Below are 16,442 nucleotides of genomic sequence, written 5' to 3' on the forward strand. Positions count from 1 at the left end.
TCTTGACAATACATCAATGATTCCTCGACGTGCTGTTGCTTCAATCGCAATATCTGGCAGAGGAATTGAACATGTTACAACGATACTTCACCCTATTATTACAACGCCCTTTTCAGCCCATCCCGTTTCTTGCAAAAATGGTCTGGTTGGTTGCGTTTAGTCTGGTGTTACTGGCCTGTGCCAAAGCACCTTCGGAAGATCAATCTCCTCCTCGCCCTGTACAGTATGTTGTGGCAAACAGCTTGCCCATGCAGCAACAGTTTCAACAAACTGGGGAAATTGCCCCACATACCAACACACCGCTGAGTTTCCGTGTCGATGGACGAATTTTACAATTAAATGTCGATGTCGGCGACCATGTAAAAGCGGGACAGGTATTAGCAACCCTTGACCCTCAACAAGGCATTCACCAACTCAGCGGTGCCAAGGCCACCGTGACCGATGCCGAAGCCACTGTGCAACTGACACAAAGTAATTTTAAGCGAATGTCTTTGCTTGCCAATTCGGGCGCAATTTCATCTTCAGAGCTAGATCAGGCAAAAACCAATTATCAATCTGCCTTGGCAAAACAAGAAAATGCGAGTGCTGCGCTCAAAAATGCACAGGATAATTTAGCTTATACCCGACTGATTGCCTCTAGTGATGGTGTTGTGCTGAGTCGTAGTGCCAATGCTGGACAAGTGGTGAGTTCGGGACAACAAATTATAGAAATTGCCACAGGGCAAAGCCGAGATGTTATTTTTCAAGTGCCTGAAAGTGAGCGTCTACTTTGGCAAAACACACACAATGTCACTGTACAACTTTTTAATCAGCCCAACATTCAGGCTCGGGCACAACTGCGAGATATCAGCCCACAAGCCGACCCACAAACCCGAACATGGCGTGTTCGAGCCACCCTCAACCATCCACCTGCCGAGATGGTTTTAGGGGCAACCGTGCTATTACAGTCCAATGCCACGGACACGCATTCTCAGATCAGCATTCCCAATACTGCACTCACTAGATCTGCGCAAAATCCTGCCGTTTTTATCATTACCCCGCAACAAACACTTCGACTACAACCAATCGCCATTGACCATTACACCGCATCCAGCATTGTTGTTGCGACAGGGCTTCGTGCGGGAGATCGGGTTGTCACCGCAGGGGTCAATAAACTCTTTTCGGGGCAAAAAGTCAGTTTACAGGAGGCGTTTTAATGCAAAATCAGCCTTCTGCACAGCGCTTTAATCTCTCAGACTGGGCGTTAAAACATCAACAACTCATTATATTTTTTATGCTGGTACTGGTCGTGGCAGGTATTTTGTCTTATCAACATTTACCCCGCGACGAAGACCCCGCCTTTACCATTAAAACAGCCGTAGTCTCAGCACGTTGGTCAGGTGCCAATGCACACGATATGGTGAATTTGGTAACCAATCAGCTTGAACAAAAAGTTCAGGATTTACCTTATTTAAATGACGTCCAAAGCTATACCCGTGCGGGCGAAACCACCTTATTTGTCAATTTGCGTGACGATACACCCCCCACAGAAGTGCCTAAATTGTGGCAAAAATTACGCAATGATATGAGCGATGAACAGGCCGACTTGCCCAGTGGCGTACAAGGCCCTGTCGTCAATGATCAATTTGATAATACCTATGGCACAATTTACGGTTTTGTCGCAGACCGTGGTTTTTCAAATCTACAATTACAAGACAAGGTCGACCATATCCGTCGAGAGCTGAAAAATATTCCCGATATCGGAAAAATGTCGCTGTTGGGGGTTCAAGACCCACAAGTGGTGATTCTGTTTTCACCGCAAAAACTGGCAACGCTAGGACTCGATTTAACGTCGGTCACAACAGCCATACAAGCCCAAAATAATATTATCCCGATTGGGAAATTACGCACAGTTCAGGAAAAAATTGCCCTCGATGTTTCAGGTGCTTATCAGAACCCGCAAGATGTACAGCGTATGGTGCTGCATATCGGACAACAATTTATTCCTTTAAGCGATATTGCTACAGTTTCAATAGAAGCCACCTCACCGCCTCAACCCATGTTCCGTGTCAACGGCAAACCAGCCATTGGACTGGCGATTTCGATGGCAAAAGGCGGCAATATTTTACAATTTGGACAAGACTTGTCACAAAAGATGCAACGCATTCAGCAACAACTTCCCATCGGGATTGAGGTCATCAAAGTGGCAGATCAGGCAGCTATTGTGCATGACGCAGTGAATGAATTTTTGCGTGTCTTGCTAGAAGCTTTGGTGATTGTAATTGCCGTTTCATTTTTGTCTTTAGGGATGCGTGCAGGCTTTGTGGTGGCAATGGCAATTCCACTGGTACTGGCGTGTACGTTTATCGGCATGCAGTTTGCGGGGATTGGCCTGCAACGTATTTCTCTGGGCGCATTGATTATTGCACTTGGGCTATTGGTCGATGATGCCATGATTACCGTCGAAACGATGGTTTCAGAACTTGAAGCGGGACGCTCGCGCTATGTTGCAGCCACGACCGCCTTTAAAACCACTGCTTTTCCCATGCTGACAGGAACATTGGTGATGATTGCAGGGTTTATTCCTGTCGGCTTTGCCGCATCCAGTGCAGGCGAATACTGTTATTCCTTGTTTATTGTGATTGTGCTTGCGCTCATCAGCTCATGGATTGTGGCAATTATGTTTTCACCTTTATGTGGAATCTGGCTGCTCAAACAACAACCACCGCATCAACCCACCAAACCCAATCGTTTTCTGCAAATTTACCCCACTGTTTTAGACTTCGTGCTGAAACATCGCATCAAAACACTGCTCAGTGCTTGTTGTTTACTGGCGGCATCACTCTGGGCAACCACCTTGCTTGAAGGTGAGTTTTTTCCTGCCTCAGACCGTCCTGAATTATTTGTGAGTATCGCACTCCCGCAAAATGCAACTCAACAGGTCACAGCGCAACAAATTTCCCGTATTGAACAGTTACTTAAGGCGAACTCCGATGTGGATCATTTTTCTAGTTATATTGGCTCTGGTGCTGTACGTTTTTACTTACCTATGGACGTACTGCTGGATAATGAAAATATTGGGCAACTCGTAGTGGTTGCCAAAAACTTACAGGCGCGGGAACATCTACAAACATGGCTAAATCAGCACATGGCAGCCCAGTTTCCCAACCTTGTGACCCGTATTTCTCCTTTAGAACTCGGCCCACCCATCGGTTGGCCGATTAAATATCGGATTAATGGGCCTGATCAAGATCAAGTCAGACAAATTGCCAATCAGGTTGCCAGCATGCTCAGTCAGCAACCTCAAACCCGAGAGGTTAATTTGACTGCGGGAGAACCTGAACGACGGATACATGTTGAGGTCAACCAAACACAGGCACGTGCCAGCGGCTTGAGTTCAGAACAAATTACCTCTCAAATTGCCACTATTTTTTCTGGGAAAACCATTTCCCAAATACGTGATGGAACGCACTTAATTGATATTGTGTTGAAAGGCGACGCCATTTCACGTCAAAGACCTGAAACGCTTAATCAGCTTATGCTCAGTAATGCCACAGGACAAAAAGTCCCCTTACAACAAGTGGCGACACTAAGCTGGAGCGTCGATGACCCGATTTTATGGCGAAGACAACGCTTACCATTTATTACGGTACAAACTGACATTGCCCCGCAGTTGCGTGCTGAAACCGTATCGGAACAGCTCGCGCCTAAAATCCAGACCATTCGGGCGCAACTTCCCGCAGGCTATAGCATCGATGAAGAAGGGAGTGTTGCAGAGTCTCAAAAAGGCAATACTTCTGTATATGCCGTTTTGCCTATCACTTTATTAATTATGCTCATTTTATTGATGATCCAGTTGCAAGATTTCTTAAAGGTCTTTCAAGCCATCATCATTGCCCCTTTCGGTCTGATTGGCATTGTTGCGGCAATGCTGCCCACGCATACGCCAATGGGTTTTGTCGCCTTATTAGGCATTATTGCGCTAAGTGGCATGATTATTCGTAATGCCGTGATTTTAATTACCGAAGTCAGTCGTCATGCACAGCAAAATATGCGTTATCCAGAAGCGATTAAAACAGCCGCATTACACCGCTTTCGCCCTATCCTGCTTACGGCATGTGCCGCCATTTTAGGCATGTTGCCTATTTCACAACAAGTTTTTTGGGGGCCAATGGCTTATGCGATTATTGGTGGCTTAATTGCCGCCACACTATTAACCTTAACGTTATTGCCCGTGGTGATGAGTCTGTCCCATGATTTAGCAAACTATTTGCGCTCTCCAAAACGCGAAGATGTCTAGGTTGGCAGCACTAAATTTTTTTAGTCACATCATCCTATTTAGATAGATAGACATTAAAAAACGGACTGATTGTCCGTTTTCTTAAATCTGATTTATGGCTGTTTTAAATAAGGCCATGCGGCACGCAAATAAATAAACATCGACCACAAGGTCAAAATTACAGCGGTATATAACAAAATATAAGCAAGTACACCTAAAGGCTGCCAGTTCAACAAAAAGACACTGATGGCAATCATCTGAAAAGCCGTTTTATATTTACCTACCGTAGAAACAGCAACATTGGTTCTTGCCCCAAGCTCTGCCATCCACTCTCGCAATGCCGAAACGGTAATTTCCCGTGAAATAATCACAATCGCAGCAAACGCCATAGTAATGGTCGGTTTCCACTGAACCAAAACCACCAAGGCAGCAGCCACCATCAGTTTATCTGCAACAGGGTCAAGAAACCGCCCAAATGCCGATGTCTGATTCAAGGCCCTTGCCAGATAACCATCGAACCAGTCGGTTACAGCAGCTAAAATAAAAATGGATGTTAACAATACATGACGGAAAGCACTACCTTCGTGTCCTGCAACACCAATCGCAGGTGGCCAATATGCAATCAATAGAAATACAGGAATAAGTACAATTCGTGCAATGGTTAACATATTTGGAATATTCAGGATTCGTCCTGTTGTCATAGACACCGCCAGTTTACCCCTGCATCCACAACACAATGGTGGATTTGACTGTATTTTAAAAAATAGATCTTTTGCACTTTATACGAAATGGCTGTCAGTGTCGACTGGTGAACAAATGCATATTGATCTTTTAAACAGCAAAAATAAACAAATGCCAGACAGCGTTTTACTGACATTTGATATATGGCTTTATTTTAAATAAAAAGAGATCTCTAACGCATCAATGTTAAATGGGGCTTACTCATGCAAAACCTTATAAATCGTTCGGGCCATTACCTCGCCCAACCCAGACACTAGCGTTAGCTCTTTTTCTGATGCTTTTAATACGCCTTGAATACCACCAAAATGGGTTAATAAATCACGGCGGCGTTTCGGCCCTAATCCCGGAATCACCTCTAAAACTGAACCTGCACGACGCTTATCGCGTTTTGCCCGATGGCGGGTAATGGCAAAACGGTGAGCTTCATCCCGAACCTGTTGAATCAAGTGAAGGGCTTTATGGTCTTCTGCAAGCTGTATCTTGGTTCCATCGGTAAAATGTAACGTTTCCAGACCCGGTTTACGGCCTTCTCCTTTTGACACCCCGACCATGAAAGCATCCAGACCCAGTTCCTGCATGACCTCCATTGCCATATGCAGTTGTCCCTTCCCACCATCAATCAATAATAAATCGGGCAACATGGCTTTTTTATAACGACGTGTTAATGCCTGACGCATTGCTGCATAATCATCCCCTGCCTGAATATCTTCAATAGAAAACTGTCGATAGTCACGCTTACGCGCCCCGCCCTGATCAAACACCACACACGATGCAATGGTCGCCTCTCCCATCGTGTGGCTAATATCAAAACATTCAATCCGATCTACGGGTCGACCAAGCACTTGTTCAAGCTGATAAAAGCGTTCATGCAATTCAAGATGATTACTCAATTGTCCCTTAATGGCATGCTGTACATTCATCTGTGCCAGTTCGAGCCACTCAGCACGGGTTTCACGAACATTGGGTTTAATTTTTATTTTTTTGTCAAAGTGTTGTTGCAAGGCCTGTTCCAGTTCCAAACGGTCTGGAATATCTAGATTAATAATCAATTCACTAGGAATTTCATCTGCAACCTGAAAATAAAAATTGGCAATAAAATCACTCAACATCTGCCCGAGGTCGTCACCCAGCATATCTGGAAAATAACTTTTTCCTCCAAGCATTTGTCCATTACGCACATACATAATTTGTACGCATGTCACTCCTGCCTGATGTGCAATGGCGAGAATATCCGCCTCACCTTTGATTTTATAAACTGCTTGCTGGGCTGAAATCTCTCGTAATAGTCCTAAACGGTCACGAAAGAACACCGCTTTTTCAAACTCGAGTTTTTCTGCGGCCTGTTCCATTTTCTGAATCAACTCCTGATTCAGTTCTTTGGTATCGCCTTGCAGAAAACGAATCGAATTTTGAACATCCTGCGCGTAATCTTCGGGGTTGATCAGCCCAACACATGGCGCACTACAGCGTTTAATCTGATATTGCAAACACGGACGTTTACGCTGTGCGAAATAACTGTTTTCACACTGGCGCACATTAAATAGTTTTTCTAACGTCAACAACGTATCTCTGGCGCTATAGGCACTCGGATATGGGCCAAAAAATTTTCCAACCTGATGTTTACCTTTACCACGCCCACTGGCAATTCGTGGATACGGCTGATCACTGGACACAAAAATATAAACGTAGGATTTATCATCCCGCAGCATAATATTATAAGGTGGACGATGTAATTTAATTAGATTTTGTTCAAGTAACAGCGCTTCAGTTTCAGAACGAACCACCAAAGTTTCAATGTCATAAATCCGCGCAACCAAAGCCTGTGTTTTAGGATGTTCTATGGTTTTAACAAAATAGCTTGAAACCCGATTTTTTAAATTTTTAGCCTTTCCAACATACAACAGTTCACCGTCTTTTCCCCGCATTTTGTACACGCCAGGAAGCTGGGTCATGTTGGCTAAAATTTTTTCGATATGGGGACGAGCGTTTGGGTTCACTATATTTGATCTGGCTACAGGCGAATATCACTAATGTGATGCTTTCAAATCCAGTTTTCAAGCGCTCAAACGTGACATTTCAATGCTCATTTCCAATCCCGTTATGATTCCAGACGGTAATAGGTATATTTCACATCTTTTTCTTTATACACCGCATAGTTTTTTTGACGGAAATCAGAGAACCAGCCATTTCCTGTATAACCTGCAATATGCCCATAAATATGATCCCCAGTTCGTTGGATAATATAAATATCCCCCTCTTGCGGACGATCAAAGGCAGGCTTGATTTTATGATAACCATTTTTTTCCAGCGTTTGTCCCCAGTCCGATGCAGCAATCGGATGCTGTGTAACATTCGCGCCTGCAACCTGTAAGGCAATTCGAATATGCTGAGCACACTTTTCAGTACTATGTCGTGCCGAAATACTTTCTAATTTTTTTGAAAATTTATGTAAATCAATATCTTTAGTAGGCTTTTTTGCATTATGATGCCGATCATGCGCTGACGATACAGTCAGATCATCTTCCTCAGATTGCTTGTCTTTCTTTGAATGACGAGCACGTGCATTTGCGCGCAATTGAACATGAAGCGCCTGATGTTCTGTGGTATGGACATGCACATGAGCTGGATGATGGTGAGCATGAATCATGATAATAAAACCTATTCTCGGTAAGCCCGCTGCGAAACCGCCTCATTCTAAAGGGCAAGTCTTTAAGGTTATTTTAATAGTTGTAACAGATTCTTATTAATTTTTAGCCATCTTGAAATATTTTTTAGATTTCCAAGCGTTAAAAGCATCCTTTTTAGGATGCTTTACAATTTTAGGTGGTTAACATATATAAAGTTGAATAAAAATAAGGCAAAACGTCCTCGACGCAAAGAATAACTTTTTAAATTTAATATAATATCTAATTATATTTTTACTCTGATCCAAATTTGATGAACATAACCAAATGCCGTGTTTTGCCCGCCAGTCGGTCACCTGCTTGATTAGGTAAGCACCCACATTTTGAATCAAACTCGACAGCCACCAACGTACCGAGCCATGCCATGATCTAAATTCTTTTTACGATCAACAAAAATAAGGCAAACGATACAGAAAATACAAATAAATCCTAGATAAAAGTAAAAATATTCTTTATATACAAAACTGCGATTAAATTTTTTGTATCTTTTAAAATCAAAAATAATCTTCTTATTTTTCCTTGACATAAACATTGTTTAACACATAACCACCTGTGTGTTTAAGCAATCGTGGGACGACCTAAATGGCTTTGAGCGTATTTGATCTTTTTAAAATTGGCGTTGGGCCTTCTAGCTCGCACACCGTTGGGCCAATGCGTGCTGCTCATCAATTTATTCAACACTTTAATCAACAGCAACTTTTTGAAATTGCACGGGTTCAAATCGTACTCTATGGCTCTTTAGCCTCGACAGGAGTTGGCCATGCAACAGATCAGGCCGCACTTTTGGGTTTAATGGGTTTTGACCCTGAAACCATTGATATTGCTCAGGGACAAGCATATTTGGCACAACTGTCTGAGCAGCAAAAACTAAAACTCAAAGGCCAACATGATATTCACTTTAATACCAAGCAAGATCTAGTCTTTAATGAAAATGCCTTGGCGTATCACCCCAACGCCATGTCGATCAGTGCTTATACAAAAAATGAGCAACTTCTTTTTACCGAAACGTACTATTCTGTCGGTGGTGGCTTTATTTTAAATGCACATCAAATTCATCAACACAGCAATCCAGATGAAGATGTTCAATTACCTTATCCTTTTCAGAACGCGGCAGAACTATTACAGCAATGTAAACAGCATCAACTTTCTGTTAGCCAACTGATGCTGGAAAACGAAAAAATTTGGCGTAGTGAAACTGAAATTCGCAATAAAATCATGCAAATCTGGCAAGTGATGCAGGAATGTATTCAGAATGGGCTTGAACATGAAGGAATTCTTCCTGGCGGATTAGATGTCAAACGACGTGCCAAAAAATTTCATCAAAAACTCTTGCAACGCAAAGACCTCAACCTGATTAGCACCACATTTAATGCTATGGAATGGGTAAATTTATTTGCGTTGGCGGTCAATGAAGAAAACGCTGCTGGCGGACGTGTCGTGACCGCACCAACCAACGGCGCAGCAGGAATTATTCCTGCGGTTTTATATTATTACCAAACTTTTGCTGACAATGTTTCCGAGGGGAAAATTGTCGACTTTTTCCTGAGTGCTGCTGCTGTCGGCATTTTATGTAAACTCAATGCCTCAATTTCAGGTGCAGAGGTCGGTTGCCAAGGCGAAGTTGGTTCTGCCTGTGCAATGGCATCGGCAGGTTTAGCTGAAATTTTAGGTGGAACACCTGAGCAAGTCGAACATGCTGCTGAAATTGGGCTTGAACATAATCTCGGGCTGACCTGCGACCCGATTGGCGGCTTAGTGCAAGTGCCTTGTATCGAAAGAAATGCCATTGCAGCGGTCAAAGCGATTAATGCAGCACAAATGGCGTTGCAAGATGAAGACGAACATTTTGTTTCTTTAGATAAAGTAATTCAGACCATGAAAGAAACAGGTCGGGATATGTCTGATAAATATAAAGAAACTTCAAAAGGTGGATTAGCCGTCAATAGTATTGAATGTTAATGTAATAATGTTATCGGGGCGGCAGTATCTTCTCCGATAACATACGACTCCGATATTATTATTCAATAAGTACTTTCTTATTATTTTCTGCGCGTTTTCTTGCATAGTTTGCCCTAAAATTAAAAGATATTAGAATTCAACTATTTGTTTTTATAAGAAAATAATTTTAGTTCATTTATTTATAGCTAAAAACTATTAATGAATTTCAAGCAGAATAGTCGGCTTTTTTTTCCTTTGCTAAAATAGCCATAATTTCTTCATCTTTTGATTTATGTTTATAACCATCATTTAGGATGAAATGGAATAAACAAACCACCTAAATCATCGATATAAACACTTCAACACCTGAAGAGACATACGACATCAGTATGACATTGATGTCTCCTCTTTCAATATCTCAGCATGAAGGCTTTTGTGTTTCTTTCTGAACAACTTCATGTAATTCATTCATATAGGCTTTTCTTATGAGCAACGAAACTGTCTCATCAGGAAAAAGTGTTTGGCTAAAGTTTTATCGTTTTCTGGTTATTCTGATCACTTTAGCAACAGCTCTATTTCTGATTATCGCAGGCTATAAACTCGTTTCTTTAGGTGGCTCAAGCTATTATATCGTAGCAGGTCTTGCCTATTTTATTGTTGCAGTTCTACTTTTCTTACGCAAACCATTGGGTTTATGGCTTTCGGGTCTCACCTATATTGCAACGGTCATCTGGGCTTTTTCTGAAGTTCAGGGACTAGACTACTGGCAGCTTATGCCACGTTTAGTTATGCCAACAGTTTTATTTGTACTCAGCCTTTGGTTAAGCTCAACGCTGTCTATTTCTCGCTCAAAAGTACGTATTGCCAATAATCTGGGTTTACTTGGTTTCTTTGGATTAATTCTGTCACTCGTTGCAGCGTTTTTCCCACATGGTGTCATTCATAACGATGTTGCATTGACGCAACAAGATAAAAATTTAAGTCAGGTTAATCCACAAAACCCTGAAAACTGGGAATATTTTGGTCGTAACTCAAATAGTACCCGTTTTGCGCCATATCAGGACATTACTCCTGAAAATGTCAAAGACCTTCAGGTTGCATGGACATATCGTACAGGTCGCCCAACCAAAATTGGAGTCGATGAAAATACTCCAATCCAAATTGGTTCAACACTGTATTCATGTACACCAACCAATATTGTGACAGCCATTGATGGTGACACAGGCAAAGCGCTTTGGAAATTTGACCCGAAAGCCACCTCTGCTGAACATGTGACCTGTCGTGGTGTAGCATATTATGATGCGACTCAGGACAAAACCGCTCCAGCAGCACAAGCATCTCAAGTGTGTCCACAACGAATTTTAACCTCAACTGTAGATGGTCGTTTAATCGCGCTTGATGCACATACAGGTAAACTTTGCCCAAGTTTTGGTGTCAATGGACAAGTCGATGTACTCCATGACATGGGGCCAACAGAAAAAAGTAAACGCTATCATCCAACTTCAACCCCTGTGATTGTCGGTCATGTTGCTGTGATTGGCGGCTGGGTACGCGATATTGTGCATGGTGAGCCTTCTGGCGTAGTCCGTGCCTATGATGTCAACACAGGTAAATTGGCTTGGGCTTGGGATGTTGGAAACCCAGAAAATACAGGTGAACCTCAAAAAGGAAAAACCTTCACACTTGAAACACCAAACGTCTGGACGGTTCCAAGTTTTGATAAAAATCTGAATCTGGTTTACTTGCCAACAGGGAATGGCCCTCCTGACTATTGGGGCGGTGACCGTAATCAGGTGAAAGAAAAATTTGGTGCAGCGATTGTTGCTGTTGACGCCTCTACAGGCAAAACCAAATGGGTTTTCCAAACTGTCCACCACGATGTTTGGGATTATGACTTACCTTCACAACCTGTACTCTTTGATGTTACCAATGCGCAAGGACAAAAAATTCCTGCTTTAATTCAAACCACCAAAACAGGACAAATCTTTGTACTCGACCGTCGTACAGGTAAACCTGTAACTGAGGTTGAAGAGCGTGCTGTCACCACTGCCCCTGCTGCACACGGTGAACGCCTTGCTGCGACACAACCTTTCTCTGTCGGTATGCCATCAATCGGTGCAGATCCGCTAAAAGAAAAAGATATGTGGGGCATGACCATGTTTGATCAGCTCATGTGCCGTATCGACTTTAAAGATTCAATCTATACGGGTGCATTTACACCACCAAGTGAAAAATCTTATATCGAATGGCCAAGTCTGCTTGGTGGAATGAACTGGGGCGGTATTTCAATTGATGAAGCACGTGGTTTAATGTTCGTCAATGATATGCGAATGCCACTGCGCATGCGTTTAGTCACCAAAGAAGAAGCGAAGAAATTCAAGGTATCTACAGATGAAGTCCCAGGCTTTATGGGAACTGTACGACCTCAAGTCGCTGGGATTTATGGCGGTGTGAAAATCGACATTCTACAATCTGTCTTTGGTGTGCCATGTAACAAACCACCGTTTGGAACCATGAGTGCGATTGACCTCAAAACCAAACAGCTTGTATGGCAAGTACCAATGGGAACTGTTCAGGATTCTGGCCCATTTGGAATCAAAACCCATCTTAAAATGCCATTAGGTATGCCAACTTTGGGTGGGCCAACTTCTACCGCATCAGGCCTAATTTTCTTTGCAGGAACACAGGATTATTATCTCCGTGCGATAGATTCTAAAACAGGAAAAATCGTCTGGAAAGCACGTTTACCTGTGGGTTCGGTTGCAGCACCATTGGTGTATAAATCACCAAAAACAGGCAAAGAATATGTCGTGATCTCGGCAGGTGGTGTAAGCCATTCTCCTGACTTAGGTGATTATATTATTGCCTATGCCCTCCCCGATAAAATCAAAAAATAAAAACTTTATTTTCTGATTTCAAGACCAATCCCTCGATACATCATCGGGGGATTGCTCATTCAGCAATGCTCATTCAGCAATGCTCATTCAGCAATGCTCATTCAGCAATGCTCATTTTTTCAAATTGGCTATTGGATCGATGGAAATGAATCAACATAAACTTCGCCATTTTTATCAGCACGTCTCTGACCATATCCCCCAAACCTGACTGTAGTTCTTTCAATTAAACCTAAAAAATAGGAATAGGTATCATTGCGATTTAAAAAGCAATGTCTACTTAACTTAACAAAAACCTGTATAACTTACATGTTAAGACCTTATTTATTTCTTACTTTCTGCTATCTAGTTCAGGAGTGATAAAATGAAAAAAGTGAAACTTATTTTAAGCGGAGTTGCGATTCTTTCCGTATTAAGCCTATCAGGATGTTGTCTGCTTGACCCATTTTGGTGGGATGGCCCACACGGTGGTTATGATCATCACGACGGTGACAGACATGGCGAGTGGCACGATAGAGGTCGCGGTGACTACCGAGGTCGTTGGTAATTCTTCATTATTTTCTTTTAAAAGCCTATCGAGATTTCGATAGGCTTTTTTTTATTCTTTAAATTGGCTCTCTCGGTTAGTACCAAAATGGCTCTCGTTTATTGAGTACCAAAACGACAAATTAATCTTATTAGAAGTATGCATACGGAAGCGTTGAAACGATTTCATTGTTCAATCAATACACCGATTGTAAAAATCGTTTTAACTAGAAAATTGAAATGGTGTTGATATTTCTTGATCATTTAATCAAGCAATATCAATCTCCTATAGGTTAAGGAAAATGGTATGGCAACACATCACAATGATTCTGGGGCTGCCTCCAAAGCATTAAAAAGCGGACTTCAATCCCGACACCTCACCATGATTTCAATTGCAGGTGTCATTGGTGGTTCGCTTTTTGTGGGTTCAGGAAGCATTATTTATAATACAGGGCCTGTTGTTTTTCTCACCTATGCTTTGGGTGGTTTACTGGTCTGGTTCATCATGCGGATGTTAGGCGAGATGGCTGTTTTGAACCCTGATAGTGGTTCTTTTTCAACCTATGCTGACCGTGCGATTGGTCGTTGGGCTGGTTTTTCAATTGGCTGGTTGTACTGGTGTACCTTGGCAATGCTGATGGGCTGGGAAGCCTATGTCGCAGGTAAAATTTTAAATAACTGGTTCCCATTTATCCCAATTTGGGCCTACATGGTTGTGGTGATTGGTGCCTTGGTTGCAGTCAATCTTCAAAATGTCAAAAATTATGGTGAGTTTGAGTTCTGGTTTGCGCTCATCAAAGTCATTGCAATTGTTATATTCCTCGTGATTGGTAGTTTAGCCATCATGCATTTATGGCCTTGGGGTAATCCTGCGGCATCAGGAATCAGCAATTTAACCTCTCAAGGTTTTATGCCAAATGGCGCATCGTCCGTGATTACCGCCTTATTGGGTGTGATGTTTGCCTATATTGGCGCTGAAATTGTAACCGTTGCAGCCGCAGAGTCAGAAAACCCTGCTAAAGAAATTCGTAAAGCATCCAACTCGGTGGTTTGGCGAATTATCTTGTTTTATGTAGGTTCAATGTTTGTCGCTGTATGTTTGATTCCGCACAATAATGAACTGTTAAAAGATTCAACTTGGGGAACTTATAGTGTGACTTTATCGGCGCTGGGAATTCCGAGTGCACGTCACATTGTAAATTTTGTGGTGTTAACTTCGGTATGTAGTTGCTTTAACTCAGCTCTTTATACGTGTTCACGCATGTTATTTTCTTTGGCAAAACGTGGGGATGCGCCAAAAAGCTTTGGGGCTGTGAACAGTAAAAGTAGTCCGTGGGTGGGCGTATTGGTGTCATGCTTATTCTCTGTCATTGCTGTCGTTTTAACCGCAAGCAAGAGCATGGACGTATATGACTTTTTCATGTTAACCACTGGGGCAGCGACCTTATATGTGTACTTAACCATCGCCTATTCACAACTTCGGATGCGTAAAAAACTCGAAGCCGAAGGGGTTAAAATTGACTTTAAAATGTGGATGTTCCCTTACCTAACCTATGTGGTGATCTTCGCCATTATTGGTGCCATTCTCACCATGTTAATTGAAGGGACTTATTTTAAAGAAGTCATCTACACCACAATACTCTTTGCTGTTATTGTAACTTTCGGGTTATTGGCACAAAAATTTGGTTGGGGTAGAGAACGTAGAACCGCTCATTTAACCCACCATGAAGAAAAACTGGTTTAACCCTCTGTTCTAGGAATAAAAAAAGAGAGTTTCTCATCGGAGACTCTCTTTTTTTCAATTTATAAGGTCTGTAATAATCTGCACCCCGAAAGTTAGACACTCTTAGTCTAATTTGAAGGGTGCTTTTTAATGACTCTTAATTCCCTAAAAATCAGTTACGAGTTGGAACGCCTGCCTCTCTTAAACATTGCAACAACGTTCCAAATGCCATGACCATATCTTTTTCATTTACACAGGAAAACCCCATCAGTAGCCCCCGCTGCGCACGTGCATGCGCATGTAAATAATATTGGGAAAGTGGACGTACCTTCACCCCACGTTGCAGCGCAACCGAGGCAATCGCAACATCATCACATTCTGCTGGAAGCTTCAAAACCAGATGTAATCCCGAGGCATTGTCATATTCATGCACATATTCCTGCCCCAAATAACGGTGAATCAGATCAATCAAAAATGCCCGACGTTTGCCATAAAGTAAACGCATACGGCGGATATGCGCTGAATAGTGCCCTTCCCGAATGAACTCAGCCAAAGCCTTTTGCAGCAACAAATGCCCACCCCGATACAGTTCGGCAGAAACAATCCTTAAGGGTGAAAAAAGCTGACGAGGAACAACCAAATACCCTAAACGCAAAGCGGGATAAATCGTTTTGCTAAAGGTGCCCATATAAATCACAGGTGCATTCGGCTCTAAACCTTGCAAAGAAGGATATGGCTGTCCTGAAAAACGGAACTCACTGTCATAATCATCTTCCACAATCCAGCTACCGTGCTGACGTGCGGTTTGTAAAAGTTGTTTACGCCGAGCCAAACTCAAATGAGAACCTAATGGATATTGATGAGATGGTGTGACAAAAATCAGTTTGGGAACACTATTGGCAGCATCAGGGATAATCCCCTCGGCATCGACAGGAATCGGCTGTAACTCCAGTCCATTCATTCGCAGGATGTTTCGCATGCCCCAATAAGAAGGGTCTTCAACCCAGACTTTATCGCCAATATCACTTAACGCACGAGAAACCAAGTCAATCGCCTGATGGATCCCTTCGGTAATAATAATCTGGTCGGCATCGCACTGTACCGAACGTGCGACACGTAAATAATCTGCCAGTGCCTGACGTAATTCAATACATCCCCCTGCATTGCTATAAATCAGGCGTTCCACATCAGGTTCACGGGACAACTTCGACTGGATACGGCTAAAAATATGATGAGGAAATTCCGTCACATCTGGCGCACCTGGAACAAATGCCCCCCATTGATGCGGAGAAGCAGCCGCATAGCCAATTAAACTCGAACCACGCTGTGACAGTGCATAACTATTTTTATCTTTCTTTTTATTTACAGGCGCATGAACTTTTGAGCCTGTCGTATTTAAAAAAGCTTCGGGCAAATGTTCTGCCACCCATGTGCCGTGCCCTGTACGTGCTTCGACATAACCTTCTGCTCGTAACTGTTCATACGCTGTGAGGATTGTATTGCGTGAAACTTGTAATTCCTGAGCCAGATCTCGTGAAGCCGGTAAGCGTGTTTTGGGTGGTAAGACACCTTCTAGAATCGCACTGCGCAAACAACGAAAGACACGTTGGTGTAATGTACCTTCGCTATCTTGTTGTAGGCGTTGCAGGACATGATCTCCCAGTAAACTACGCAATTGG

The 16,442-nt window shown here is 42.7% G+C and carries 9 protein-coding genes; 5 read left to right on the forward strand and 4 right to left on the reverse strand.

Features of this window, described 5'->3' with window-relative positions; all coding sequences use genetic code 11:
• Positions 1-29: 29 nt before the first annotated feature.
• Positions 30-1,196, forward strand: a complete 1,167-nt coding sequence (locus tag ABDV70_RS11100; RefSeq protein WP_343597772.1) for an efflux RND transporter periplasmic adaptor subunit — start codon at positions 30-32, stop codon at positions 1,194-1,196.
• Complete coding sequence (locus ABDV70_RS11105; RefSeq protein WP_343597773.1) at positions 1,196-4,279, forward strand: efflux RND transporter permease subunit; 3,084 nt, start codon at positions 1,196-1,198, stop codon at positions 4,277-4,279. Before ABDV70_RS11100 ends, ABDV70_RS11105 begins: the two co-directional genes overlap by 1 nt.
• A 92-nt stretch (positions 4,280-4,371) precedes the next feature.
• On the opposite strand, the gene pgsA is transcribed toward ABDV70_RS11105, so the two are convergent.
• The 3 genes from pgsA to ABDV70_RS11120 form a co-directional block, all read right to left on the reverse strand.
• A complete protein-coding gene (gene pgsA, locus ABDV70_RS11110) occupies positions 4,372-4,959 on the reverse strand; it encodes a CDP-diacylglycerol--glycerol-3-phosphate 3-phosphatidyltransferase (protein ID WP_343597822.1) in 588 nt (195 codons plus the stop codon).
• A gap of 237 nt (positions 4,960-5,196) precedes the next feature.
• A complete protein-coding gene (gene uvrC / locus ABDV70_RS11115) occupies positions 5,197-6,996 on the reverse strand; it encodes an excinuclease ABC subunit UvrC (protein ID WP_343597775.1) in 1,800 nt (599 codons plus the stop codon).
• A 101-nt stretch (positions 6,997-7,097) separates the two neighbouring features.
• Positions 7,098-7,646, reverse strand: a complete 549-nt coding sequence (locus ABDV70_RS11120) for a CHAP domain-containing protein (protein WP_343597777.1) — start codon at positions 7,644-7,646, stop codon at positions 7,098-7,100.
• Positions 7,647-8,265: 619 nt separating this feature from the next.
• Between ABDV70_RS11120 and ABDV70_RS11125 the strand changes: the two genes are divergently transcribed.
• From ABDV70_RS11125 to ABDV70_RS11135, 3 genes are all read left to right on the forward strand, one after another.
• Entirely contained in the window at positions 8,266-9,642 is a 1,377-nt protein-coding gene (locus ABDV70_RS11125; protein WP_343597779.1) for an L-serine ammonia-lyase, read from the forward strand.
• A gap of 464 nt (positions 9,643-10,106) precedes the next feature.
• Positions 10,107-12,518, forward strand: a complete 2,412-nt coding sequence (locus ABDV70_RS11130) for a membrane-bound PQQ-dependent dehydrogenase, glucose/quinate/shikimate family (RefSeq protein WP_343597780.1) — start codon at positions 10,107-10,109, stop codon at positions 12,516-12,518.
• A gap of 829 nt (positions 12,519-13,347) precedes the next feature.
• A complete protein-coding gene (locus ABDV70_RS11135) occupies positions 13,348-14,784 on the forward strand; it encodes an amino acid permease (protein WP_343597782.1) in 1,437 nt (478 codons plus the stop codon).
• 151 nt (positions 14,785-14,935) lie between these two features.
• Here the strand turns inward: ABDV70_RS11135 and ABDV70_RS11140 are convergent, their stop codons facing one another.
• Positions 14,936-16,438 carry a PLP-dependent aminotransferase family protein gene (locus ABDV70_RS11140; RefSeq protein ID WP_343597783.1) on the reverse strand — a complete coding sequence of 501 codons (1,503 nt, stop codon included), beginning with the start codon at positions 16,436-16,438 and terminating at the stop codon, positions 14,936-14,938.
• Between the last annotated feature and the right edge of the window lie 4 nt (positions 16,439-16,442).

This window comes from Acinetobacter sp., from assembly GCF_039596015.1.
Taxonomy (GTDB): Bacteria; Pseudomonadota; Gammaproteobacteria; order Pseudomonadales; family Moraxellaceae; genus Acinetobacter.

Excerpts from the sequence above, each read along its gene's own strand:
- ABDV70_RS11105 (WP_343597773.1), top strand. The coding sequence starts at position 1,196 with ATGCAAAATCAGCCTTCTGCACAGCGCTTTAATCTCTCAGACTGGGCG.
- pgsA (WP_343597822.1), bottom strand. The coding sequence starts at position 4,959 with ATGACAACAGGACGAATCCTGAATATTCCAAATATGTTAACCATTGCA.
- ABDV70_RS11120 (WP_343597777.1), bottom strand. The coding sequence starts at position 7,646 with ATGATTCATGCTCACCATCATCCAGCTCATGTGCATGTCCATACCACA.
- ABDV70_RS11125 (WP_343597779.1), top strand. The coding sequence starts at position 8,266 with ATGGCTTTGAGCGTATTTGATCTTTTTAAAATTGGCGTTGGGCCTTCT.
- ABDV70_RS11130 (WP_343597780.1), top strand. The coding sequence starts at position 10,107 with ATGAGCAACGAAACTGTCTCATCAGGAAAAAGTGTTTGGCTAAAGTTT.
- ABDV70_RS11135 (WP_343597782.1), top strand. The coding sequence starts at position 13,348 with ATGGCAACACATCACAATGATTCTGGGGCTGCCTCCAAAGCATTAAAA.